The organism is Sporosarcina sp. Marseille-Q4063 (genome assembly GCF_018309085.1).
GTDB lineage: Bacteria > Bacillota > Bacilli > Bacillales_A > Planococcaceae > Sporosarcina.
Window position 1 is genome coordinate 3,511,551 of sequence record NZ_CP070502.1, and the last position, 24,836, is coordinate 3,536,386.

Below are 24,836 nucleotides of genomic sequence, written 5' to 3' on the forward strand. Positions count from 1 at the left end.
AAAAAATGTCCCAACTAGAACATGTTTAAAACCCTCTCCTCACGTGGTATCTTAAGTATAGCAAGAGAAAAGGGGTTTTGACATGCGCAGAATAGAACAAGTTTCTATAGATGAATTAGTGAAACGTGATCCTGTTCGCCGTGATGCTACTAAAGTCAGGGAAACACTAAAATTAAATTTATTAATTAATTACATTATATCATTAATTCGAGGGAGGTAAGCTTATGGCGATGAAACAGATGGAATATTCTTTTGTCAATGATACAAATAGCATGGAATTGAAAAAAATGAAACATGATTTATTGATGTTCGTTACAAAAATGAAGTCTGAAGGTTATTTGACCACGATCGACTATCAAGATCTACCTGACGTATTCGAAAATGATCAAAATAGTTATTCTGCTGTTTAATAACAAAATTCATATGTACCCAGTTTTTTATTAAATAAACTATTAGTAAGAAAGGGGTGGTAATAAACGTATGTATAAAAAGCTTGCCCTCTATTGGCACACGTTTAAGTACAATATTAATACCACCTCGTTTAAAGATTGTTTGGATTGTAAAATGAAAGCAAAAATTAAAAACAACATTGACTATCATAAAAGAAAAATACAAGAGCTTGAGTTATTAAAAGATGAAAGCACTTAATATATGAAAATCCATTGGGAACTAATCTCAATGGATTTTGTTTTTTGAAAAGTAATTTGAATTTACTAATATCTCTAGTGGATCCGTGATATTATTATAAGAACAGGTAGGAAAGGATTTGAATCATCTTGAATGCTTGTATAAACAGTACGATGGATATGTAGATTCAGAGTGAGACTATGACCGATTTAACATTTAGAAGAAGTTATGCAGGATAAACAGCTGCAAGCGCGGAATATGTTCATAACACAAAATCATCCCACAGCGGGTCTAATCAAAATGATTGGAAGTCCTTTGAAACTTTCACGGATACCAGTTGAATACAAGTATCACCCAGCGAATCATGAATAAAAACAAAGGGGAGATTACACAATGAACTTTTCATTCACGGTAGAACAAGAAATGTTGCGTAACACGGTAAGAAGTTTTGTTGATAAGGAAATCATGCCGCATATCGGTCAATGGGACCGCGCGGGGAAAACTGATCCGGCAATTTACGGGAAACTGGCGAATTTGGGGTTAATGGGTGTATGTATTCCTGAAGAATACGGTGGTAGCGGGATGGATTACAACTCATTGGCGATTGTTTGCGAAGAGTTGGAGAGAGGGGATACCGCTTTCCGGACGGCGGTTTCCGTTCATATCGGATTAAATAGCTTGACGCTCTTGCAATGGGGGAATGAAAAACAGAAACAAAAATATTTAATACCTCAAGCAAAAGGCGAGAAAATGGGGGCTTTCGGTTTAACAGAACCTGCAGCTGGCTCTGATGTGGCAGCGCTTCAAACAACGGCTGTTAAGGACGGCGATCATTATATTTTAAATGGCCAGAAAACATGGATTTCGCTCTGTGATGTTGCGGATCATTTTCTGGTGTTTGCTTATACGGGAGACCGGTCAGCAAAACATAAAGGCATATCGGCGTTCATTATAGAGCGGACTTGGGAAGGATTCTCTTCAGTCGCAACGAAAGGAAAGCTAGGAATTCGTGCGGGGAATACGGGAGAGTTGTTTTTTGAAGATGTAAAAGTCCCGAAGGAAAACTTGCTAGGTGAAGAAGGGGAAGGATTTAAAATAGCGATGGCTGCATTGGATAATGGCCGATTCACGGTAGCAGCAGGGGCTGTCGGGCAAATCATGGCTTGTATGGAAGCAAGCATTAGCTATTGTCATGAACGTAAGACTTTTGGGAAAGAAATCGGAAGGCATCAGCTTGTGCAGCAAATGATCGCGAAAATGGAAGCTGGTTTTCAGATGAGCCGTTTTCTTGTGTACCGTGCTGGTGTGTTGAAAAATGAAGGTAAACGCAATACGAGAGAGACGTCGCTCGCGAAGTGGCAGGCATGTGATTTTGCTAACCAAGCTGCAGATGATGCAGTACAGATTCACGGGGCGTACGGCTATTCTGATGAGTATCCAGTCGAACGCTATTTACGTAACTCCAAAGCGCCTGTTATCTATGAAGGTACGCGGGAAATCCATACAGTCATGCAAGCGGAGTACGTACTAGGATATCGGGAAGATAAGAAATTAAATAAAATGCTTCCGGCATGGGATAAATAAAAAATAATAATAGTAAGACCAGTCATAAGGAAATTGACTGGTCTTTTCCGTTCTTACAACTGTGAGATCTGATAGGACTTCGAAATGTCTTCACTAATTTGATTGGCAGTTGCTAAAAGAAGTGGGACATAAAATACTTCAATATTTTCTTCATTGAATCTACCGGCATGTGCTGAAATATTAATGGCTGCGATTACTTTTCCGTCTTGATTTTTAATAGGCGCTGCAATGGAATGCAGACCATCCTCAAGTTGTTGTTTGGAACTTGCCCAACCTTTTTCTCGAATCTTGGCAAGCCGGTTTTTTAACTCATCTTTATCTATAATTGTTTTGGCAGTGAATGCTTTCAGTTCAACTGAACTAAGGTATTCGTCGAGTTCTGAAGTTGAAAGATTTGCGAGTAATACTAGACCCATTGAAGTAGCATAAGCCGGAAGACGTGAGCCGATATCCAATGCAATAGTCATAATTCTTTTTGTCGGAATACGAGCTACATAAACGATGTCCGTGTGATCCAAAACAGATACTGAAGTGGATTCCTCCGTTTGTTCTACAAGTTTTCTCATATGGGGATGCGTAAACTTCCAAATATTTCTCGAAGAAATATATGAATAACCAAGCGAAAGTACACGAGCGGTTAACATATAACGCCCATTTATTGAATGGATGAAGCCTAATTCTTCAAGGGTTAAAAAAATGCGTCGTACAGCCGGTCGACTCAAATTCGTAATTTGTGCGGCTTCACTAACAGTAAGGTCGGGGTATTCCGGCGAGAAAGCTTGAATAACTGATAAGCCCCGTTCAAGAGATTGTATGAAATCAGATGATTTAATAGAGTTTTTAGAAACTTCACTTGACATTGAACTGACCTCCAATGATATAATCATAATGTACGATATAATAAATGTATGTACGTTAATCGTACGATAAGCGAGTGATTAATACAACAAATTATATATATTTCTAATGAATGGGGGATTTAAATGGCTAGAGAAGTAGTGATAGTAGATGCAGTACGCACACCGATTGGAAGGTATAAGGGGCAATTTAAAAATGTTCGTCCTGATGATTTAGGAGCGATTGTCATAAAAGCATTACTTGATCGTAACCCTGAACTAAATCCGAAGTTAATTGACGATGTTATTTTAGGGAATGCGAATGGCGCGGGGGAAGACAATCGAAATGTTGGTAGAATGTCGTTGTTATTAGCCGGTTTACCGCAAGAAGTGAGTGGAACGACAGTGAATCGTTTATGCGGTTCAAGTTTGGATGCTGTCAGTATGGGGGCGCGATCGATTCTTTCGGGGGAGTGCGATGTCATTATTGCAGGCGGTACTGAAAGCATGACGCGGGCTCCATTTGTGATGGGGAAACCTGAACATGAATTTCCACGTGGAGATATGGGTTTACATGACACGACAATGGGGTGGAGATTTATTAATCCCAAATTGCATGAAATGTACGGAACAGAATCCATGCCGCAAACAGCTGAAAACGTTGCTGAGAAATTCAATATATCTAGGGAAGAGCAAGATGCTTTCGCATACAGAAGCCAACAGTTGACGCATAAGGCAATTGAAACCAATCGTTTTGAAGATGAAATCATTCCGGTTACCTTGAAAGATCGAAAAGGGAATGAAATTATCATAGATAAAGATGAACATCCAAGACCAACAACGACTGTTGAAAAGTTAGGGAGTTTACGTCCGTTATTTGAAAACGGAACAATTACTGCGGGTAATGCTTCCGGCATAAACGACGGGGCTTCGGGCGTCATATTAATGAGCGCGGACCTTGCTGAAAAATTAAATCTAAAACCGCTTGTTAAGTTTGTCGGTTCTGCGACTGCGGGAACAGAACCCTCACTAATGGGACTCGGTCCAATCTATTCAACAAATAAAGTGATGAATCGATATGGCCTGACATCCGAGGATTTTGATTTGGTTGAAATCAACGAAGCATTCGCTTCTCAATCAATAGAGTGTGTGAGGCAACTAGAACTTGATATTGATAAGGTAAACGTCAACGGCGGCGCTATCGCTTTAGGCCATCCGCTAGGCGCAAGCGGTACACGTATCCTCACGACTCTTATTTATGAAATGAAAAAGAGGGATGCGAAGTTAGGATTAGCTTCGATGTGTATCGGGGTCGGGCAAGGGATATCTGTTGTTGTGGAGAATGTAAATTAATACAAATGAAAAAACCGTTCTAACTAAGAACGGTTTTTTGCGGTCAATCTCTCATTTCCAAATAGGACAGAGAAACTTTTAAATTTGCGTTTCTTTCACGAATAACATTCAGCAATTCTTGATCCTTCGTATTGACTTTACTGCGGATCGCGAATGTGTATAAAATCATAGTTCCTAGGTTTGTCGTTTCGACTTGACGAAGTTGATAGCTGTCTGTTTTTTCTTGTAAAATATCATCAAAAAGATTTTCATCATTTAGGTTTTCAGGAACAGTTATTTTTAAAATTTGCGTATCTTTGCCTGCCCCGTAATCAACTTTAAAGAGTATGTAAAACACTAGGCTCGCAAATAAAGTCAGAACAATGGCAAGTTCGAATTGGAATAGTCCAGCTGTCATACCGACACAGAGTCCGAAGAAAATATAAGCAATGTCTTTCGCATTTGTCACAGCACTTCTAAAACGAATCAAAGAAAATACTGCAAATAAACCGAATGCAACACCCGCATTTCCACTAACGACATTCATGACAACCGAAACAATAACACTCATCATCACAATCGTATGAACGAATGCTTGAGAATATCGCTCACCTGTAAACGTGATTTGATACACCTTCGTAATTATTAAACTTAGCACTGCGGCAATGGCCATAGCCCCAACGCTCATCCATATAGTAGGTTCGCCTTCTAATCCATTAAACTGAAACAAATTGTTTATGCTTTCCATCTTTAACGCCTCCAATTGTTGTTGTTTCCATCCACTCATTTTGTGGAAGTTCTTCTCCGTATAATAATTCAGTGCTGGTGCAGAACTTTGAAGCACTTCGCTGCTCGCAATTTAACTCCTGTAAAAACCGCGTGAGCCATAATGGCACGCTATCATTCACTTTAACTTCAAGTACAACAAGATTATCATCGATAAAATTCACGCCGTGGGGACCATGTTCAAGTGCTAAATCTTCATTTCGACATTTGAGATCCAAGTCAAACGTAATTCGTAATTCTGGGTCGGTTGTTCCGTGAAATGCATGTCGATTGTAGCTGACAATCATCTCTGGTTGTAAGTTGTAGAATCTACGAAAATGATCAATCTCTCTTAATACTTGCGTGTTAGATGTTTCAAAGTTAGATAAATTATCGTTAGAATCATTCTCCAAATACCGATAGGCTTCATTTAACGGCAGAACAAGACGTCGTTTATTGACTACTTTATTATGCTTTTGTTTCACTTCGAAAAATGCTGTCCCGTTTCTATCCGTGTCATCATAGACGCGTAGTCTCAGTTTTTGTCGGTACTTTAATTTGTTTTTCGTTTCAAAATAAATTTCTTTCTCGGGATTTTCAAAGTAGAGGCTTGTTACGGTATATTTACCATCTATCCCGTACTTGTCATAACGCATATAAGGTGATACCTTTTCGACAAGCTGTTCATACTGCGATCGCGTTATTAAATACTTTTGTTCCCGGCGGCTAAAAATTTCAATAGCCATTTGATCACTCCTTTATGTAATAACAAACATGCTTTATTGGATTACTCTTATCATAGTATTTTGGTATGTGATTTCGCTGTGAAGATTATTAGAATGTCATGAGAGTTGGATTTTAAGTGTATTCAGTAATGAAAATAGAATAAAACACAGTCCCTCAATCGCTTTCCGGTATTGTGTATATTTTCCCTATTCTGTAAAAAACAAACGATTTTAGTAAATAATAAATTTTCAATTATAAACTGATATTGTATAGTAAGTTAGATTGTTCATTTCTTTTTTTAAAAGGGGCTACTATTAATGAAAAGTTTTTCACATATTGAAAGAAAGAACATATTGACGGGACTTGAAAACGAACATTATGACGTTATTATTGTTGGTGGTGGAATAACAGGCACGGAATTGCACTCGATTGCACGACGAGGGGCTTGAAGACTTTATTGGTAGAGATGCAGGACTTTGCAGCGGGGACTTCAAGTAGGTCAACAAAACTTGTTCACGGAGGACTCCGCTATTTAAAACAATTTGAAGTGAAGATGGTTTCGGATGTCGGTAAAGAACGTGCGATTGTGTATAACAATGCACCCCATATTACACATCCCCAGTGGATGCTAGGACTTACAACAATTGCAGGCGGGAAATTAACGGGCTATCGAAAAATGGCGGAAACAGTGACTGATTTAATAAGTGCAGAATTGGGTGGGGAAGGCGGCCAATCAATCACAAAGAATATGAAGTTATCCGGCGGCGAGTTTTTTCATCCAAGTGATTATCCGACATTTATCGAAACAAAAGCTAGGAAACTTTCAACGTTGGGGATGTCAAGGGAAGATGGCGCCTCGATAGCGGCAATTTATGGTACGAATACAGATGCGATTATTGATTTGGAAAAGGAACTGTTAATTGAATTAGATTTGCCGCTGCCAATAAAATTGACATTGCATTATGCAATTCAATTCGAGATGGCAATGACGCCAACGGACTTTTTCGCGAGAAGAACGGGTGCTATCTTTTTTGATATACCATGGGTGCAGACTTGGAAACAACCTGTGATTGATTATATGGAACGTTTATTTAACTGGTCTTCAGAAAGAAAAGAACATATGACAGAAGAACTAGATCTGCGCATACAGGAAGCAACTAGCTAACTCGCCAAAAAGAGCCTTGAAAGGGCTCTTTTTTTGTTCTCTATTGAGTTGCGTCAAGACCGTTGCAAGTGGGTTTGTATTCGCATCTAAGCTTCAAATAATCAACAAAATAATACTTGTTAATATTTAGAAAAAGAACTAGAATTATGAATATTATAATGGTATAATTATACTGAATTTAACCCACAATTTGGATAACTAAATTCGCTAGATTTATGAAAACAGATACTGCGGAAAGGAGATCTTATATGGAAAGAAAGTCTCATATTATTTGTGGCGTGACTTCACATACCCCTAGAACGATTAATATGTTAAAAATGGGTGGTGAGAAAGCAATCTTTGTACTGGATTATAATCAGTCATGTCAAGTAAGAGAAGAAAACGGGATTGTTTATATCTCAAAAGAATGGGCTTCCCAATTGGTTATGAATAAACCAAACACGGTTTACCATCACTTTATCTATAAACGTCCAGGTCGACCATCAAAAGTGAAAGTCCGCCAATAAAGTTCAAACTATCCCGAATTGAATGTTATACTTAGAGATAGGTTAACTACTAACTAGGGTGGAGTGATTAGTTTGAAGATATTTTTAAATGAAAAAGAAGATGAAATGTTGACGTTATTGGAGAAACTAGTAAATATCGATAGCGGTTCAACAGATAAGGAAGGCATAGACAAAGTAAGTAACATCTTACAAAAAGAGTATGAAAAACTAGGATTTTTAGTTGAAACGGATTATCAGGAAGTCCAAGGAAACCATCTCGTAATCCGACACAAAAACGCGAAAAATCCAGAAATAATGTCGGTTGCGCATATGGATACTGTTTTTGCAAAAGGGACCGCCTTAAAACGCCCATTTACCATACGAGAAGGTCACGCGTATGGTCCAGGTGTGATTGATATGCAAGCAAGTCATGTAGTTCTCTTATATGCATTAAAATCACTTCAAAAAACAGAGAGAGCCGGCCTTGAAAATATATTAATCATATTAACGAGTGATGAAGAAATTGGTTCGCCGACTTCAAAAGATCTTATTGAAGAACATACGGCGGGTAAAAAGTATGCATTGATTATGGAACCTGCTCGACAAGATGGGTCACTCGTTACAGCTCGTCGCGGTGCAGGAGAGGTTATGCTTCAGGTTACGGGGAAAGCGGCGCACTCTGGCATTGAACCACAAGCCGGGCGCAGTGCCATTGAAGAACTAGCGCAAAAAATTATTAAACTACATAAGTTAACCGACCATGAAAACGGGATTAGCGTTAACGTTGGGGTTATAAAAGGTGGAAATACCGTTAACACAATTGCTCCATCCGCAGTTGCTTATGTAGATCTTCGTATTAGTAAAATGGAGCAGGCGGAATGGCTTGAAAATAAAATCAAAGAAATTTGTGCGGTTCCAGATGTTAAGGGCACGACAATTAAGGTGACAGGTGGAATCGAAAGACCACCAATGGTGAAAAATGAGCAAACAATAGCATTACTAAATGTTATTAAATCAATCGGGGACGAACTTGGAATTGAGATAAAAGATATGGCGACAGGCGGAGGCTCCGATGCTTCGTTCACATCTGCGATGGGTGTTGCCACGATTGATGGATTAGGTCCGATTGGCGGGAATGCGCATAGTGAGGATGAATACTTAGAAGTTGAAAGTCTAGTAGAGCGAACGAATTTGTTAGCGCATATTATCCACCGATTGACAATCGAAAAAGAGTAATGAAAAACCGCGGTCCAATTTGGACCGCGGTTTTTTATGTTAAAGAATTTTTTCTAGCAATAACAGATCTCGATCTTCCACCCAAACCAATTGAGTAAATTGTAAACTAAGGGCAGTAGGGTGCAAGTGCGTATATTCAATCTGTGCTGTTAACTCTTCGCTTTCAACTTCTGCTATTTCTGCTGCTTTTTCAGCTTGAACTTCCTCTGTTTTAGTTTCTTGGAGGGGAGGAGTTGCAACTTGTTGTGCAACCGCTGGCTTTTCGGCTTTCGGTTTTGCAACAGCCGGCTTTTCTACCTTTGGTTTAGCAACCGCTTTTTGTGTTACTGCTGGTTTGCTAGTTTGTTTAACTTCTTTTTTAACTTCTGCTTTTGGTTTTTCTTGTTTTTTCTCGACTTTTACTTCAGTAGTTTCTTCTGCTTTTGGTTTTGCGGCCGGTAGTGCGTTCGGACGACGCGCTCCGATATAACGGCTTCCCCAATAATGAGGGTCGTAAATTGATGAAATCATAACACCTTTACTTGTCGAAGCGTGAATGAAGTTATTGGATCCGATGTAAATTCCCACATGCGAGACGCTTTTGCCGTTCGTGTTGAAAAATACGAGATCGCCTGGTTGTAAACTACCTTTGTCTACAGACGCACCAACGCCGAATTGCGCGCCTGTCGTTCTAGGAAGCGAACTGCCGCCGTCGCTAAACACGCGTTGTGTAAATCCGGAACAATCAAATCCAGCACCTGTTGTGCCGCCGTAAGAATACGGGGAGCCGATGTAACCATGTGCAATATTAATCATTGTAGATGAAGAGCTTGCTGAGGCCATGGCTGGAGTAGCCATCGTTAAAAGTAGACACGCTAAAATTCCAAGAAAGAATCGCTTCATGTTATTCCCTTTTCCCCTTTCAGTGCTCTGTGTATATTTTTCGTCTTTTCTGTCTATTTATCTATAACTAATCGTATCAAATAATGGGGAAGAGGGCGGTTACAGTTATATTACAACTTGGTAACATATAAATCATAAAGAATTCAAGACAAGTTTATATTGTAATATTCTTATTCAAAATAAAAAGAAAGACTGCCGGTTGTAACGGACAAGTCTTTCTCTTAATGCATTACATAAAGAAATTCTCTTCTCCAATCTTTTCGTACAAGCCGCCTTTCTTGAATAAAGACAATTTCTCTTTCGGTAGCTTTTTGATAATAATTTGAATGTCTGCATTACGAGATTCGTCAATAAATGTCGATAAAGCAGCTTCTCCAGTCGCGTCGATAACCGAAGTCTGTTCCATGTCGAGGATAATGGTTTTCACATCGCCCGTTAGAATGACTGGGTATGCATCTTCAAATATTTTCGCGGTACCAAAAAATAACGGGCCATCCAGAATGTATTTTTTCAATGTAGCAGGGTTATCTTTGCCAAACTTGATGATTTCTACATCGGACGTCTTTGCCACTTTTAAATGAAGTTTGTGCACCATTTTTCGTAGAAATGAAATCACAGCGATTAAAATACCAACTTGAACTGCGACCGTTAAGTTTATGAATATTGTTAGTAGAAAAGTAGTTAATAAGACGATCGTATCGCCTGAGCGAATCGACAAAATATGGATAAATGCTTTTCGTGCACTCATATTCCAAGCTACAAACATTAGAATCGGGGCCATGGCCGCGAGTGGAATATGTGATGCATAGGGTGCGAATAAAAGCAGGAATCCGAGCACGAAAAAACTTTGCACGAATCCGGAAACCGGGCTAACTGCACCGGCACGTATATTTGTCGCGGTCCGCGCAATTGCACCTGTTGCGGGAATTCCGCCAAATAAAGGTGTAATAATATTCGCGATTCCTTGACCGAATAACTCGCGTTTGGAATTATGATTTTCCGCTTTTTCCGGTTTCATTCCATCCGCAACGACTGCGGATAAAAGGGATTCTATAGAGCCGAGTGCCGCAATAACGAGAGCGGGCTGCCAAAGGGCGACCAACTTTGATAACGTAATTTCAGGAAAGCGAAACGATGGAAGGGAATTTGGAATGCCACCGAAAGCGGTGCCGATCGTTTCAATCTTTCCTTGAAAAAAGAAGAAAGAAATAAGTGTTGGGATGAGGAGCGCGACAAGAAGAACAGGAACGCGCGGTGCAACTTTCGGCAAAATGAAAATTACGGCAAGACCGATAACTGCGATAAGAATGCTAAATATATTTACTGTATGAAACTGTTTGATAAGACCAAGCATATTTTCATGAAAAAACTCTTTTTGTTCCACTCCGGTTAATCCGAAAAAATTACCCAGTTGTCCCGTGAAGATTATGATGGCAATTCCAGCAGTAAAACCGATTGTTACCGATTTGGGGACAAAATGAATTAAACTACTAACTCCCGCGTAACTCATGATGACGAGGATGACACCAGCTAAAAATCCGGCGATTAACAGGTCTTCATAACCGTATTGAAGAACGATTGCAAGTAAAATAGGAATGAAAGCGCCAGTCGGTCCAGCAATTTGAAACCGTGATCCGCCAAGAAGCGCAACTAAAAAACCGGCGATAATCGTTGTATAGAGTCCGTATTCGGGTTTTACTCCGGATGCGATTGCAAACGCCATCCCGAGAGGTATTGCAACAATTCCCACAGTGATACCTGCAATTAGGTCCTTTCTGAACCCTTCCGCATTGTAATATAGAAATCGATTGTCTTTGAACAAATGGTTCACTCCGTTTGAAATAATCTATTTTAATTAAAACTTCCTTCTCTATTATAACTTAAAAACACAGTAGCTCCAAGGGTTCGGCTTAATTTATACCGTGTATTAAATTACAAAAACCGGCACACTCTTTGTCGAGGATGCCGGTTTAATAGTTTCAAAATGAATATTGTTTTAATAGATTTTCAAGTTTTAACGCAAGTCCCAGATTTCCTTTGATTTTGAGTTTACCCATCATGTAGGAAGCGGCAGAGTTTAAGTTTCCAGCGAGTAGTTTTTTGAAATCTTTTACGCTCATGGACAGTGCGCAGTCGGATTCATCAGGAGTCCCAAAAATCGTTTCAGCATGACCATCCAAAAACTTAAGGCCGAATTGACCGCCATCTTCACCTGTAAGATTAATAGAATAAGTTGTATTCATATCCTTATATGGTTCTCGTTTTTCTTTCAGCTTTGCATCAATTTCATTCCAAATCGATTCAAGCGTCATCTCGTCAAAATTTGCTGTCATCCAGTATCCCTCCAAATGAATCGTCATTCATTTGTAATTATACCATTAATTTCATTTCTTTTGGAAAAAACTAATAATTATACCGACAAGTCCACCGATAATTGCTGGTACGAGCCATCCAATATTCTGTTCATACAATGGAAGGTGGGCAAGTAGGTTCGTCACCGGCTTCACATTAATGTCCGCTACCAGAAGTCCATCAAAAATACTGACAACAGCAGTGGCAGAAAGGGCCAGTATATAAACAATTGGTTTCCGTCCAAATGCTTTGTCAATGAAGGACATTAGCATGAGTACAATCGCAATCGGATAGATCATCATCAGTACCGGGAGTGAAATGGCTATAAGTTGAGTCAACCCTACGTTAGCGATAACTGCGCTAAATCCTGCGAAAATCAATACATAAATTTTGTACGATAAACGCGGGAAAATTTCATTGAAAAATTGAGCACATGCCGAAACGAGTCCGATTGATGTCGTTAAACATGCAAAAATGATTGTGACGGCAAGAATTGTTGTTCCTGCAGACCCGTATAAAACCGTAGACGCTAGAGATAATATTGCGCCTCCATTTTCTTGCATTCCAACCACATCAACACTTGTTGCGCCGATATAGCTTAAGGAAACATAGACGAATGTTAATCCGGCTGCGGCGACAAGACCTGCAATCATCATTGCTTTTAATATCGGTCCTTTTGTTGTTACGCCTTCAACCTTAAGCGCATTAACAACGACTATTCCGAAAACGAGGGCGGCAATAACGTCCATCGTCAGGTATCCTTCTACGAAACTCCGGAAGAAGGGATGTGTAATGTAATCTCCTTGAGCTTGTCCAATCGTTCCAATCGGCGTTAATATGCTTTTAATCGCCAATGCACTAATGACGATGAACAACACAGGCGTTAGCACTTTACCAATTCTATCGACAAGTTTTGCCGGGTTTAATGCTAAAGCAATCGTAATTAGAAAAAAGAAAATCGTGAACAAAGCAAGCGGCCAATCTGATGAGGCGGCCCGATCAGAAAGAAATGGAACGACTCCGATTTCATACGACACTGTAGCTGTTCGTGGAATCCCGAAAAAGGGTCCAATTGCCATATATATAATCATCGTGAAAATGATTCCAAAAACTGGGTGAACTCTTCCTGCTATAGTTTGTAGACCTGAGTGTCCTCCCGCATTTGCAATTGCAAGGACAGCGACAAGGGGAAGGCCGACACCTGTAATCAGAAAACCCGTCATCGCAATGATTAGATTTTCACCAGCCATTTGTCCGAGTGAAGGCGGGAAAATAATATTTCCTGCACCAAGAAATAATGCGAATAGCATTAGTCCGATGAGGAAATTTTTACGTAAAGTCAATGTAAACACTCCTTGAAATAGTATGAATCTTTAATGTCACTTTCTATTATAACAATTTCAAAGTAAGTTTGGTGAAAAAACAAGGAGTACTATTATTCGGAATTGCGGAACACCGATTATGTTTTAATTCGCGAATTAAAGATGTTCGGAGGGGTACAAAATATAGCAGTTGTATTACAATACAAGTACTTATACTAATTCAATTTACGGAAGCGGTTAATAGGTGTAAAATGAAATTAGTATTCAAAAATGTGGAGGTCTGAAAATGGAAACAGGCGAATTTATGCGTAATTTAATTATTGAAACCCCTTCTTTACCTGGTAATTTTGCAAAGGTTGCGTTGGCGATCGGAACGCTCGAAGGGGATATAGGAGATATCCAAACGATAAAGATCGGTACATTATCAACGATCCGCGATGTTGCGATTCATTGTAGAAATGAAGAACATTTACATACTATCGTTAAAGCAGTAAATGACATTGGAAATGGAATTGTTGTGCATGCTGTAACAGATGACGTGCTCCAAGCACATGAAGGCGGAAAAATCCATATGAAGAGCCGTATGGAAATTCGTTCGCTCGGCGATCTGCGTCGAGTTTATACGCCTGGCGTGGCCAACGTCTGTGAAGTCATAAAGGAAGATCCCGAACAAGCGAATTATTTTACTGGGATTTCGAACACGGTTGCAATCGTCACAGACGGCACGGCTATTTTAGGACTTGGCGACATTGGTCCGGTTGCAGGAATGCCGGTTATGGAAGGAAAAGCAGTCTTATTGGATCAGTTTGCAGGGATAAGCGGTGTTCCGATACTACTAGGTACGAGTGATCCCGATGAAGTTGTGAATACCGTTAAAAATATTTATCAAGGTTTCGGCGGAATTCTACTTGAAGACATTGGTTCGCCACATTGTTTTGAAATTGAAAGACGATTGAAAGAAGAACTTCCAATTCCGGTCATGCATGATGACCAACACGGAACAGCTGTCGTCACGCTAGCTTCTGTGATTTCAGCGTGCAGGGAAGCAGGGGTTAAACTCTCTGATTCCACTGTTGGGCAAATCGGATTGGGTGCCGCCGGGTTAGCAATTAGCCGCATGCTTATGGAATACGGCGTTAAAGAAGTGCGCGGCATTGATCGTAACGAGGATGCGTGTGAACGCCTTAAAGAACACGGTGGGACCGTTGCCGGGTCGTTAGAAGAGGTAATGTCGAGCAGTGATATTATCGTTGCGACAACAGGAGTTGCTGATTTAATTAAACCGGAAATGGTTCGAAAGGGACAAATCATTTTAGCGCTATCGAATCCGAACGCCGAGATTAAACCAGATGTTGCTTTGAAAGCAGGCGCGGCATTTGCGGCAGATGGTCGACTTGTCAATAATGTTCTCGGTTTTCCGGGAATATTCCGCGGTGCATTGAATGCGAATGCAAAAGAAATTACGTATCCTATGCTTCTTGCGGCCGCAATTGCCATCGTTGAAAGCACTAAATCCGGAGATCTTGTTCCGCATCCGTTAGATCCAACTGTTCACGAAAATGTAGCGGCAGCTGTTGAACGCGTCGCTTCGAATAAATAATAATAAAAAGTGCACTGGAATTAGATTCCGTGCACTTTTTTTGTTTACTACTTTCCAATCGGCCAATCAAATGGCGGTGAACCTGGCGGTGAGTGTTTCAGTATTTCGAATACTGGAATTGTATAAGCGAAAAGAATCAAACCGATCGTAATCGCAATCCACAGAACCCAGTTTTCTAACAGTTTAGGTGTCGGTTCGGCATCTTCTTCTTCCTCAGCAATCGGATATTCCTCGACGCCGCGCGGTGCAAAGAATGTTAATTGGATGAAAATATAGACCATCAAGATGATGGCAATGAAGAGAATCGATCCACCAATTGCTTGTGCCATTTGGTAACTGATCCATGTATCTACTTGCGCTCCGCCTGCATATTCAGAGAAATTGGAACGACGCGGCCCGCCGAGTAAACCTTGGATATGCATTGATGTAGACATAATAAGCATACCGAAAGTCCAAATGAGAGACTGAATGATTCCTAATTTGTTTAATCTAGGTGTCAATCGGCGTCCCGTTAAATGAGGAACTAGCCAATAAGTAATTCCAAAGAAAGTAAGGACGGATGTCATCGCTGCTGTTAAATGAAAGTGGCCCGTTACCCAAATGGTATTATGGATTAATGCATTCATTTGGTGGGATGCGTTAATAATTCCGCCAGCCCCTCCTGGAATGAAAGCAACCATTCCGATGAAAGGCGCCAAGAAACGAACATCTTTCCACGGGAGTTTTCTAAACCAACCGAATAGCGTCGTAAAACCATTCTTACGTCCCGTCGCTTCAAATGTAGCGAAAATCGAGAAAGCAGTCATTAAAGTTGGAATGACAACCATAAATGTCAGGACCACTTGAATGAATTTCCATGTCGGATCAATTCCCGGCTCTGTAAGCTGATGGTGGAACCCGACAGGAATTGAAAACATAAGTAACAGTATGAATGAAAGTCTTGCTAGTGAATCACTGAATATTTTTCCGCCAATGATTTTTGGAACAATCGCATACCATGCCATATAAGCAGGCAGTAACCAGAAATAAACGAGCGGATGACCGAAATACCAGAATAGGGTACGACTTAACAACACGTTAATGGTTGCAGTATAGCCGAGAGACCATGGAATGAATAGAACGAGAACAGATACCGCGACGCCAAGGGATGCAATCACCCACATGATCATATTAATTGTAACCATATATGCGAGAAGCGGGGATTTTTGTCCTTTATTCGCCTTTTTCCAAAGGTAAAGCTGACGGAAGTTTATGAATGCGGCAACCCAGCTTCCGATAATGACCAATGCAAGTCCGAAATAAAAGATGGGATGCGCACGCAGTGGTGCATAAAAAGTATATAGTACGGAAGCTTGCCCTGTTAAAACCATGACCGAAGCCATTATTGTTCCCGTAAGCATAATCCAGAATGACCACCATGCTGCTTTTCGTTGCTTATTAGACATTCCAACTGTTTTTCCCATGAGAGAAAATTGGAATCCAATAATGAAAAATGTTGTCATGACTAGACCAAGAATTACACCGTGAACAGTAAGTATTGTGTAATAATCAATGCCGAATGGCAGTTGATACTTACCCGAACGAACGAAGGTTTGTAATAACCCCATTAATCCACCGATTAAAAGTGATGTGAAGGTAACGTACATAAACGCCATGTACAATCTTGATTCTTTTTTAGAAAATTGTCGTTGTTTCATGATTATTCATACACCTCCACTTTCCCGAACATTAAGTGGTGACCGATACCACAATATTCATTACACACAATCGTAAATTCCCCATTGTTTTTCATCACTGTTTCGTAACGGCTAATATGTCCGGGTTCAACCATCATATTGACGTTCGTTCCAGCGATTTGGAATCCATGGACGACATCCGTTGTCGTTACTTGAAAAAGAACAGTGGAACCTTTTGGTACGCGAAGTGTGTCAACACGGTCCCCGTTTTCATCTTTCCCCAAGTCATAATTGAATGCGGAAGCAACGATGTTTACGGTGTATTTTCCCTCTGCCACTTCATGCAGCCCGAGATTTTCTGGCTTAAAAGCTTCGTGCGCTTCAACATTTTGCGGATCAATCGTTTCGATATGACTTTGTGGGTGCGTTCCTTTCCAAAAAGCAGCGAAACCAATAATGGCTAAAAATAAGGCGAGTGATCCGATTCCAAAAATAAGCCATATTCTTTCGTATTTATGCAAAATCATTTTATTTCCCCCAATCATTCATTATCTAGATAAAAAGAGTGCATAGATTCCAAACCAGGATGCCACCATAAACACGCCTAGCAACATGACTGCAATAAATGTGCCTTTAAAATGAATCGTAGAATCGTTATTTTTGGCGTGTTGTTGTTTTGGGTTTTTGTCTTTCATTACGTCACTTCCTTTCGTCATGCAGTGTTTAGTACCGCTTACCTCTATAATAGGCAGTAGAAGTTAAATCGGAATTAGGGATTACCCTTGGCTTTAAGATAATTGCGAATTCTTCACATTTTGTTCACTATTCATTCATAAAGTTGCCATAAGCTGATTAGTTAGGTAGTCTTGGTAAACAATCAAATAGCTTATGTCATTTTTTAGTTGACACGGGACGCAAAAAAAAATTACAATTGGTACAACAAAAAATTTAAGCGAAGGTCGGATGAAAAAAGTGGAAAATGTAAAATTTAGTAAAGTCGATAATGCAGAACAAGGTTCAGTAGCGCTTTTTCAGATAATCAAAGAGGAACTCGAAAAAGACCGTCTTCATTCAATCGGTCTTGCGACTGGAAACACAATGATTCCGGTTTATGAAAAGTGGGTGAATTCAGATCTTGATTTTTCAAACGTGACTACGTTTAATTTAGATGAGTATGTCGGAATTTCTGCGGATAGCCCGAACAGTTATGCTTATTTCATGCATGAACATCTTTTCGATAAAAAACAATTTAAAGAAACATTCTTGCTAAATGGTTTAGCCAAGGATTTAGAAGAAGAGTGTAGAAGATACGAAGATTTACTTGAAGAACATGGTCTTGACTTACAATTACTTGGCGTTGGTGAAAATGGCCATATCGCATTTAATGAACCGGGAACATCATTTGATTCAGTGACGCATGTCGCGAAATTGACTGATTCCACATTGAGTGTGAATAGCCAATTATTTGCGAACGATGAAAAAATTCCTGACACTGCATTATCTTTGGGAATCGGCTCCATCTTGCGTGCGAAAAAAATTGTACTGCTAGCGTTCGGTGAAAGAAAACGTGCAGCACTTGAAAAGTTACTAGAAGGTCATGTGACTGCCGAATGGCCGATTACAAAACTTCTTCATCACGATGATGTTACGATCATTACGGATCTTGAACTTTAATTAATCGAATAGAAAAATGCCACACCGTCATTATGAGGTGTGGCATTTTTTCTCGATTATATAATTATCAACGTTTGTCACCGATATGTCCTCTATATTCAGACCGTATATCCTCGATGTCTTCCATACGTTCTTCATTTTCCAATAAAATACGATTTTCTTCATCGATTTGAGCATCTATGTCATTTTCATGTGCGGGTTCTGAATGACGGTCTTTTGAGTCATCTTGCTCTTTTAGCGTGCTGAAAGCGTGTGTATTTCTTTCTTGTAATGGTTCATATTCGCCTGCTGCATGATCTCGCTGTGAATTCGAATTCCACTCAACATCCGCTGGTTCTTCGCTATTGGCCATCTGAGCATCATTATTGTCCACCCATTTTTCAACGTTATTTTTTACAGAACCCTTTGCATTATGAAAAATTCTTATCACGTCGTCCGACAAATGATCTTTTCGTTGCATAATAATAACCCCTCCTTATTTTGTTGTATATATTCCATAGTACCGTGTCGTAAAAGTCCGATTGGTTCAACTAACAATCAATAAGAAAGAATTGAACTGTATTCTACCTTATTGTTTGAAGTTTCACTTTACATTGATATACCCAAATCAACAGTTTTTAAACGGAATAAACTTGTATATGGAAATGTGAAATATGAGTGAAGCTATTAGCTGGTTTACTTTTTTGAGTACAGTAGAGTGGAAGTGCATTTTCTCTTTATTTGTGTTATAATAGTAAAGATTTTAGACTAGATTTTTTTTAGGAGGAAGGACATGTTATTTCTTGCAATCGCTGTTGCGTTTGTAGCATCCATAATACTGACTCCGCTTGTGAGAAAATTAGCATTCCGTATCGGAGCGGTTGACCGCCCGAATTATCGGAAGGTACATGTGTCTGTTATGCCTCGTATTGGCGGTCTTGCCATAATTGGCGGTTTTCTAGTTGGTTATCTATTACTAACGCCAGCAGATGAACATGCCACTGGAATTCTCATAGGAGCCCTCATTATTGTTATTACTGGGTTTCTCGATGATATGCTCGAAATTACCGCAAAGGCGAAAATTGTTGGTCAATTAGCAGCAGCTATCGTTGTAGTGACATGGGGCGGTTTACAAATTGAATTTATTAATTTACCGTTTGGTGGAATAATTGAATTTGGATTTTTAAGTATACCAGTAACAATACTTTGGATAGTAGGTATTACGAATGCTATAAATTTACTTGATGGTTTGGATGGATTGGCAGCAGGTGTTTCAACAATTGCGCTCATATCGCTTTCTGTTATGGCGATGCTGATGGGTGACATGTTCGTTGTAGCAACCACCGCAATTTTAGCAGCTAGTTCTCTAGGTTTCTTATTTTATAATTTTTATCCAGCCAAGATATTCATGGGCGATACCGGTGCATTGTTTCTCGGTTTTATGATATCGGTTCTCGCTTTGCTAGGTTTTAAAAATGTGACATTTATTTCGTTAGTTATCCCAGTTATTATACTCGGTGTTCCAATTTCCGATACATTTTTCACGATTGTTCGTCGCGTACGGATGAAACAGCCAATTTCAAAACCTGATAAATCCCATTTGCATCACAGCTTGCTAAATGCTGGATTTTCACATAGACAATCGGTATTAATCATTTATGCATTCGCTGCGCTATTTGGCGGCGGGGCGATCTTGTTTTCACAAGCAACCCAATGGGGCGCGCTATTGCTCGTCTTTATCATGCTCATCGCGATTGAGCTGTTTGTTGAAATCATTGGACTCGCAGGTTCCAACTACAGACCGATCTTGAATCTGGTACGCATGATAGGGAAATAATTATAGAATCTACAAACGATTAGACAATCTCTAATCGTTTTTTTGTTGGGGAAAATGGGGAAACGACTAATGCGGCAGCTCAAACGACTATAGTCGCCTCTGAAACGACTAAAGCCACAGGCCATGCGACCAAACCCCATCCCCGATCAATCAAGCCACCCCTAAAAATCCATTCTAAAACAACAAAAAAAGCCCGATAGTATTTATCGGGCTTCATTCAATATCATTATCTCGAAAAAATTGCATCGTCCGCAGATTCGTTAATGTCGGTATTGCTTTTGATTCCTGAATTCTCATTTACTAGTGATGAACTTGGGGAAACTTCCAAATGGTTTTGAAGGTCAATTTTTAGTTGTTCAAGTCCTTCTTCATCAGGCAACCAATAATAAACACCTGTTGACATATCATCCAATCCGCTAATGTTGATTGTTTCAACGTCTGGCATGCCGCCTTTTGCATACTCGAAAAATGATTTCATTTCACTGAACGTCATGTTGGTTTTCATGTTATCGCCAACTGCGTCAATTAAGTCACCATACTTCGTTATTGATTTAATCGAAGTAGCTTGACTCATAATCGATTTTAAAATCATTTGCTGTCGCTTACCGCGTTCAATGTCGCTGTCTAGTTTACGCGTTCTTGCAAGTGCAAGTGCTTGCTTTCCGTTTAACTCCTGTAAACCTGGTTCCAAGTGAACTGTGCGTTTATCATTTTCGTCTAATTCCGTTAGTTCATACGGAACTTCAGCTTCAATTCCGCCCAGCGCATCAACGACTTCAATAAATGCGTTGAAATTCATTTTTACATAATAGTCAATCGGGATATCTAGCATCCCTTCAACTGTTTCGATTGTGCTTGGTATTCCGCCAAAAGCATGCGCATGCGTTATTTTGTCATTGCGTCCTCTACTAGGAACATATACGTAAGAATCACGCGGGATACTGACGAGTTTTATTGATTTATCTTTGTTGTTTAGTGTGGCAACGAGAAGCGCATCAGAGCGGCTATTGCTATCTCCTTGGCCGCGTTTTTCACTTTCATCGACACCGACAAAGAGAATGGACACATTATCTTTCAAAGGCTCAACAACTTCATCGCGCAAATCGGACTTGATTCGATCGTCCAACGCCTGATAGGCACGGTCAGCCGCGTCAACAGCCTTCTTTTTCAAGACTACCGCGTATACGCCAACGACTAAAACCGTTGACAATGTAACGATAAGCGCTATTTTAATCGCAAGTCTTTTGCGGCTGCTTTGCTTTTTCTCCTGTATATACTTACTTCTATTCATCCTTATGTCCTCCGAACTTATTATGTGATGGTATCTAGTATATTAAATAAATATAGCAGACAATTAATTTACCTCTAATAATCTGACGTTTATCTTGAAAGAAAGTTTCATGTCTATAAATTTGCATTTCAAATTATTATACTCTTTTTTTGTCTTATATACAATTTAATTATACATTAAATTCTAGGAACTTAGTAGAAACTGATGAAATCTTGGCTTGACCATTCGTCATTTCGTTCATCCATTCTAAAAACTCATCTTCATCTTCAATTGGAACATATAAAAGTATATCCACATCTTCCATATAGTTAATAGCGTCAAGGATGTAGGGTGATTGTCTGACTTCGTTTTCAACTTTACCCAACCAAGTGTAATCAACAGTGACCTTCATTAAAAAGTGAAGTCTGCATTCCACAGTGCCTGCAGCGGCTATACCATCAGAAGCCGCCCGACCATACGCACGGATGAGACCGCCGCCCCCAAGTTTTATGCCGCCATAATAGCGAGTCACAACAATTGCGGTATCTTTCAACTTTTGCTTTTTCAATACTTCGAGTATAGGAACTCCGGCAGTCCCAGATGGTTCACCGTCATCGTTCGCTTTTTGTATGTCATCATGTTCACCTATCATGTATGCCGAACAGTTATGAGTTGCGGTATGATGCATTTTCTTTATGTTATTAATGAAGTCTAGTGCTTCTTCTTCAGTTTCAACTCGCATAACGAAAGTAATGAACCGTGACCTTTGTATAACGTATTCGCTTTCGCCATAGCCTTTTACAGTGCGATAATTTGCACGCATCTTTAAAACCTCCTAACTTGTAATACAAACTTAATATTCATTTCGTTGTATAATGATATAATAAATGAAGTGCGTAAGGAATTGATAGCACCTTTGGCACTCTACATAAAGCGCAATGTTTATTTTCTGAGTGGGGGGGAACCTATTGGCAGACCAAAGAGTCGATATAAAAGCGTTAGACACCATCTTTTCTAGTATGCTACGCGCGATGGATCAATCCAAGAACGATATATTCATTATAAGTGAACGGAGTCGTAAAAGCTTTGATGATATGAAAGCAGAGCTTGAAATGGTGGAAAATACGATTACTCGTTTGCTGACAGAAAATAGCCAGTTAGAAGAAAAAAGTCGCAGTTCACGTAAACGGCTCGCAGAAGTTTCAAAAAACTTTGCGAGTTATTCAGAGTCTGAAATACGCGAGGCATATGAAGCTGCCAATAAGTTGCTTATTGATTTATCAGTCAATGAGATGGAAGAAAAACAAATGCAACAAAAACGTTTCGAACTCGAAAAGCGTATGAGTGAACTTCTGGAAACGATGGAAAGAGCCGATCAGCTCGTGAATCGAGTTTCATCGGTTGTGAATTACTTGATGTCTGACTTGCAAAATGTCGGGGAAGCACTACAAGATGCAAGACTTAAACAGAATTTCGCGATAAGTATAATCGAAGCGCAAGAAGAAGAACGGAAAAGGCTATCTCGGGATATTCATGACGGACCAGCACAAATGTTGGCCAATGTCTTACTAAGATCTGGCCTAATCGAAAAAGTGTATGCTGAAAAAGGCGCAGATTTAGCATTTCAAGAACTTAACGAATTAAAAGAGACGGTGCGTGACGCACTTTCTGAAGTGAGACGAATTATTTACAACTTACGACCAATGGCGCTTGATGATTTGGGCTTAGTTCCTACGTTGGAAAAGTACCTATCAAGCACTGAGAATTTTGAAAGAGCGACTAAAATTCATTTCTTTAGTATTGGAGAACCATTGCGTCTTCCAACGAATATAGAGATATCCGTATTCAGATTGGTGCAAGAATCAGTGACAAACGCAATAAAACACGGCAATTCCAAGGATGTTTGGGTGAAAATTGAATGGCTTCGCGATATACTAAACATAGAAGTTAAAGACAATGGAAAAGGCTTCGAATTAAAAGAAGTACGAGATAAATCTTTCGGATTAATTGGAATGAGAGAACGTGTCGAATTACTGAAAGGTGAAATGAAAATTAGTTCAACTCCAGGAAAATGGACGAAAGTAACATTTGGAGTGCCGCTAAAAAGCGCTGTAATTGACACTTTAACCTAAGAATTAGAATTATTGGGAGGAAATGCTAATGACGACGATAAAAATTGTAATTGTAGATGATCACCAACTGTTTCGTGAGGGCGTAAAACGAATTCTGGATTTTGAGGATTCGTTCGAAGTAGTTGCTGAAGGTAATGATGGAAGTGAAGTAGTTGAACTGTATGAAAAACATAAACCCGACGTTATTCTAATGGATATTAATATGCCGCGAGTTAGCGGTGTGGAAGCAACAGAAGCGCTTCTTAAGGACTACCCGGAAGCAAAAGTTATTATCCTATCCATTCACGATGATGGCTCATATGTCACACATGCGCTTAAAACGGGTGCTCTTGGCTATATGTTGAAGGAAATGGATGCGGATGCAATTGTTGAAGCGATTAAAGTTGTTTCATCAGGCGGATCCTATTTACATCCAAAAGTGACGCATAATCTTGTAACAGAGTTCCGCAGACTAAGCGAACGTGAACATAAAGGCGCGTTTCAACAAAACGACATTCGACGTCCATATCATTTATTGACAAAGCGTGAATGCGAAGTGTTACAATTGTTAACGGATGGACAAAGTAACCGTACAATTGGCGAGACATTGTTTATTTCTGAAAAAACGGTAAAAAATCACGTATCCAGCATATTACAAAAAATGGCTGTTAACGATAGAACTCAAGCGGTTGTTTCGGCAATTAAAAATGGTTGGGTTGAAGTAAAGTAAGGAATTATAATAGAAGAGGGCCATCCGATCTTGGAATGGCCCTTTTCAGCACGCAGGAGGAAAAATAATGAAAAAGTTTTACATTGCAATCGTGGTAGGAATTTTGTTCGTGCTTGGTGCATGTAGCGCAGATAAAAATAATTCATCAGAGCATGGTTCAGTCGAAGACGGTGAAACGACCACGAATAACGGCGCGATTGATCACGGAGTAGACGATAAACAAGTCGGATTCAATATGTCTGGTGGAAAGATTGAAGAAGCCGCAGACGTACCGGATGCTGAAAAAGAGCAGATTTTAGAAGCGTTCACGATTTATATCGATGCGTTTAACGAAAAGGATATCGATAAGTATATGGAGACTCTTTCGAAGCACTCGGAAGTGTTTGATTTGGAAGAAGAACGTTCATATATGGGAGAGCAATTTAAAGAGTACGATTTGAACCGCGAAGTATCTGATACGACAATCGTTAAGTACTCTGAAAAGGAAGCTCAAGTATTTGCAACGTTAAAGACAACTGTTAAACAAATCTCGTCTGGCTTGGAATTCGATCAATTAGGTCGGCAAGTGACGGTATTTACAAAAGACGACGGCAACTGGAAAGTATCAGCCATTCATTATATTGGTGATGAAAAAAGTAAATAAAAAG

25 protein-coding genes and 1 pseudogene are annotated in these 24,836 nt (G+C 39.7%); 13 read left to right on the forward strand and 13 right to left on the reverse strand.

Translation table 11 applies throughout. From position 1 onward, the window contains the following. Window positions 1–224 precede the first annotated feature (224 nt). From JSQ81_RS17665 to JSQ81_RS17675, 3 genes are all read left to right on the forward strand, one after another. Window positions 225–410: a hypothetical protein gene (locus tag JSQ81_RS17665; protein ID WP_212605310.1), complete on the forward strand. Its 186-nt coding sequence runs from the start codon at window positions 225–227 to the stop codon at window positions 408–410. Between the two features lie 445 nt (window positions 411–855). Further along, the gene (locus JSQ81_RS20255) at window positions 856–999 is read left to right on the forward strand and encodes a hypothetical protein (RefSeq protein ID WP_212605311.1); all 144 of its coding nucleotides are present in this window, start codon (window positions 856–858) and stop codon (window positions 997–999) included. A 21-nt stretch (window positions 1,000–1,020) separates the two neighbouring features. Further along, on the forward strand, window positions 1,021–2,211 hold the full coding sequence (locus tag JSQ81_RS17675; protein WP_212605312.1) for an acyl-CoA dehydrogenase family protein: 1,191 nt from the start codon (window positions 1,021–1,023) through the stop codon (window positions 2,209–2,211). Window positions 2,212–2,264: 53 nt separating this feature from the next. On the opposite strand, the gene JSQ81_RS17680 is transcribed toward JSQ81_RS17675, so the two are convergent. Next, entirely contained in the window at window positions 2,265–3,071 is an 807-nt protein-coding gene (locus JSQ81_RS17680) for an IclR family transcriptional regulator domain-containing protein (protein WP_212605313.1), read from the reverse strand. Between the two features lie 123 nt (window positions 3,072–3,194). Here JSQ81_RS17680 and JSQ81_RS17685 point away from each other — a divergent pair, with 123 nt between their 5' ends. Then, window positions 3,195–4,400: an acetyl-CoA C-acyltransferase gene (locus JSQ81_RS17685; RefSeq protein WP_212605314.1), complete on the forward strand. Its 1,206-nt coding sequence runs from the start codon at window positions 3,195–3,197 to the stop codon at window positions 4,398–4,400. 43 nt (window positions 4,401–4,443) lie between these two features. Here JSQ81_RS17685 and JSQ81_RS17690 read toward each other — a convergent pair whose 3' ends face one another. Together JSQ81_RS17690 and JSQ81_RS17695 are read right to left on the reverse strand one after the other, a co-directional pair. Further along, a complete protein-coding gene (locus JSQ81_RS17690) occupies window positions 4,444–5,127 on the reverse strand; it encodes a DUF4956 domain-containing protein (protein ID WP_212605315.1) in 684 nt (227 codons plus the stop codon). Then, the gene (locus tag JSQ81_RS17695; RefSeq protein ID WP_212605316.1) at window positions 5,096–5,890 is read right to left on the reverse strand and encodes a polyphosphate polymerase domain-containing protein; all 795 of its coding nucleotides are present in this window, start codon (window positions 5,888–5,890) and stop codon (window positions 5,096–5,098) included. The genes JSQ81_RS17690 and JSQ81_RS17695 overlap by 32 nt, the downstream gene beginning before the upstream one ends. A gap of 297 nt (window positions 5,891–6,187) precedes the next feature. On the opposite strand from JSQ81_RS17695, the pseudogene JSQ81_RS17700 reads away from it, so the two are divergent. The 3 genes and pseudogenes from JSQ81_RS17700 to JSQ81_RS17710 all read left to right on the forward strand — a co-directional run bounded on the left by JSQ81_RS17700 (window position 6,188) and on the right by JSQ81_RS17710 (window position 8,756). Next, a pseudogene (locus JSQ81_RS17700) lies at window positions 6,188–7,035 on the forward strand (FAD-dependent oxidoreductase). Between the two features lie 248 nt (window positions 7,036–7,283). Beyond that, window positions 7,284–7,541 carry a hypothetical protein gene (locus JSQ81_RS17705; protein ID WP_212605317.1) on the forward strand — a complete coding sequence of 86 codons (258 nt, stop codon included), beginning with the start codon at window positions 7,284–7,286 and terminating at the stop codon, window positions 7,539–7,541. Between the two features lie 72 nt (window positions 7,542–7,613). Continuing rightward, window positions 7,614–8,756 carry a M20 family metallopeptidase gene (locus JSQ81_RS17710; RefSeq protein ID WP_212605318.1) on the forward strand — a complete coding sequence of 381 codons (1,143 nt, stop codon included), beginning with the start codon at window positions 7,614–7,616 and terminating at the stop codon, window positions 8,754–8,756. A 39-nt stretch (window positions 8,757–8,795) separates the two neighbouring features. Here the strand turns inward: JSQ81_RS17710 and JSQ81_RS17715 are convergent, their stop codons facing one another. The 4 genes from JSQ81_RS17715 to brnQ form a co-directional block, all read right to left on the reverse strand. Further along, a complete protein-coding gene (locus JSQ81_RS17715; RefSeq protein WP_212605319.1) occupies window positions 8,796–9,638 on the reverse strand; it encodes a C40 family peptidase in 843 nt (280 codons plus the stop codon). 229 nt (window positions 9,639–9,867) lie between these two features. After that, the gene (locus JSQ81_RS17720) at window positions 9,868–11,469 is read right to left on the reverse strand and encodes a SulP family inorganic anion transporter (RefSeq protein WP_249336571.1); all 1,602 of its coding nucleotides are present in this window, start codon (window positions 11,467–11,469) and stop codon (window positions 9,868–9,870) included. Between the two features lie 148 nt (window positions 11,470–11,617). Next, on the reverse strand, window positions 11,618–11,971 hold the full coding sequence (locus JSQ81_RS17725; RefSeq protein WP_212605321.1) for an SCP2 sterol-binding domain-containing protein: 354 nt from the start codon (window positions 11,969–11,971) through the stop codon (window positions 11,618–11,620). A gap of 51 nt (window positions 11,972–12,022) precedes the next feature. After that, window positions 12,023–13,333, reverse strand: coding sequence for a branched-chain amino acid transport system II carrier protein (brnQ, locus tag JSQ81_RS17730; protein ID WP_256437717.1), 1,311 nt, complete (start codon window positions 13,331–13,333; stop codon window positions 12,023–12,025). A 265-nt stretch (window positions 13,334–13,598) separates the two neighbouring features. Here brnQ and JSQ81_RS17735 point away from each other — a divergent pair, with 265 nt between their 5' ends. Beyond that, window positions 13,599–14,912 carry an NAD-dependent malic enzyme gene (locus JSQ81_RS17735; protein ID WP_212605322.1) on the forward strand — a complete coding sequence of 438 codons (1,314 nt, stop codon included), beginning with the start codon at window positions 13,599–13,601 and terminating at the stop codon, window positions 14,910–14,912. A 47-nt stretch (window positions 14,913–14,959) separates the two neighbouring features. On the opposite strand, the gene JSQ81_RS17740 is transcribed toward JSQ81_RS17735, so the two are convergent. Genes JSQ81_RS17740 through JSQ81_RS17750 form a run of 3 tightly spaced genes read right to left on the reverse strand, consistent with a single transcriptional unit; the run spans window position 14,960 to window position 17,283 of the window. Then, window positions 14,960–16,609, reverse strand: a complete 1,650-nt coding sequence (locus JSQ81_RS17740) for a b(o/a)3-type cytochrome-c oxidase subunit 1 (protein WP_212605323.1) — start codon at window positions 16,607–16,609, stop codon at window positions 14,960–14,962. Between the two features lie 2 nt (window positions 16,610–16,611). Further along, on the reverse strand, window positions 16,612–17,115 hold the full coding sequence (locus JSQ81_RS17745) for a cytochrome c oxidase subunit II (RefSeq protein WP_212605324.1): 504 nt from the start codon (window positions 17,113–17,115) through the stop codon (window positions 16,612–16,614). A gap of 21 nt (window positions 17,116–17,136) precedes the next feature. Further along, complete coding sequence (locus JSQ81_RS17750) at window positions 17,137–17,283, reverse strand: cytochrome c oxidase subunit 2A (RefSeq protein ID WP_212605325.1); 147 nt, start codon at window positions 17,281–17,283, stop codon at window positions 17,137–17,139. 268 nt (window positions 17,284–17,551) lie between these two features. Here JSQ81_RS17750 and JSQ81_RS17755 point away from each other — a divergent pair, with 268 nt between their 5' ends. Continuing rightward, window positions 17,552–18,262: a glucosamine-6-phosphate deaminase gene (locus tag JSQ81_RS17755; RefSeq protein WP_212605326.1), complete on the forward strand. Its 711-nt coding sequence runs from the start codon at window positions 17,552–17,554 to the stop codon at window positions 18,260–18,262. A 67-nt stretch (window positions 18,263–18,329) separates the two neighbouring features. Here JSQ81_RS17755 and JSQ81_RS17760 read toward each other — a convergent pair whose 3' ends face one another. Continuing rightward, on the reverse strand, window positions 18,330–18,722 hold the full coding sequence (locus JSQ81_RS17760) for a hypothetical protein (RefSeq protein ID WP_212605327.1): 393 nt from the start codon (window positions 18,720–18,722) through the stop codon (window positions 18,330–18,332). Window positions 18,723–19,034: 312 nt separating this feature from the next. On the opposite strand from JSQ81_RS17760, the gene JSQ81_RS17765 reads away from it, so the two are divergent. Next, window positions 19,035–20,078, forward strand: coding sequence for a glycosyltransferase family 4 protein (locus JSQ81_RS17765; protein ID WP_212605328.1), 1,044 nt, complete (start codon window positions 19,035–19,037; stop codon window positions 20,076–20,078). A 226-nt stretch (window positions 20,079–20,304) separates the two neighbouring features. Here JSQ81_RS17765 and JSQ81_RS17770 read toward each other — a convergent pair whose 3' ends face one another. Beyond that, window positions 20,305–21,369, reverse strand: a complete 1,065-nt coding sequence (locus JSQ81_RS17770) for an LCP family protein (protein WP_212605329.1) — start codon at window positions 21,367–21,369, stop codon at window positions 20,305–20,307. 169 nt (window positions 21,370–21,538) lie between these two features. Continuing rightward, on the reverse strand, window positions 21,539–22,171 hold the full coding sequence (locus JSQ81_RS17775) for a YigZ family protein (RefSeq protein ID WP_212605330.1): 633 nt from the start codon (window positions 22,169–22,171) through the stop codon (window positions 21,539–21,541). A 145-nt stretch (window positions 22,172–22,316) separates the two neighbouring features. On the opposite strand from JSQ81_RS17775, the gene JSQ81_RS17780 reads away from it, so the two are divergent. The 3 genes from JSQ81_RS17780 (at window position 22,317) to JSQ81_RS17790 (ending at window position 24,832) form a co-directional block, all read left to right on the forward strand. Beyond that, window positions 22,317–23,480: a sensor histidine kinase gene (locus JSQ81_RS17780; protein ID WP_212605331.1), complete on the forward strand. Its 1,164-nt coding sequence runs from the start codon at window positions 22,317–22,319 to the stop codon at window positions 23,478–23,480. Window positions 23,481–23,508: 28 nt separating this feature from the next. Continuing rightward, window positions 23,509–24,189 carry a response regulator transcription factor gene (locus JSQ81_RS17785; protein ID WP_212605332.1) on the forward strand — a complete coding sequence of 227 codons (681 nt, stop codon included), beginning with the start codon at window positions 23,509–23,511 and terminating at the stop codon, window positions 24,187–24,189. A 67-nt stretch (window positions 24,190–24,256) separates the two neighbouring features. Further along, the gene (locus JSQ81_RS17790; RefSeq protein ID WP_212605333.1) at window positions 24,257–24,832 is read left to right on the forward strand and encodes a Cif family virulence factor; all 576 of its coding nucleotides are present in this window, start codon (window positions 24,257–24,259) and stop codon (window positions 24,830–24,832) included. Window positions 24,833–24,836: the final 4 nt, after the last annotated feature.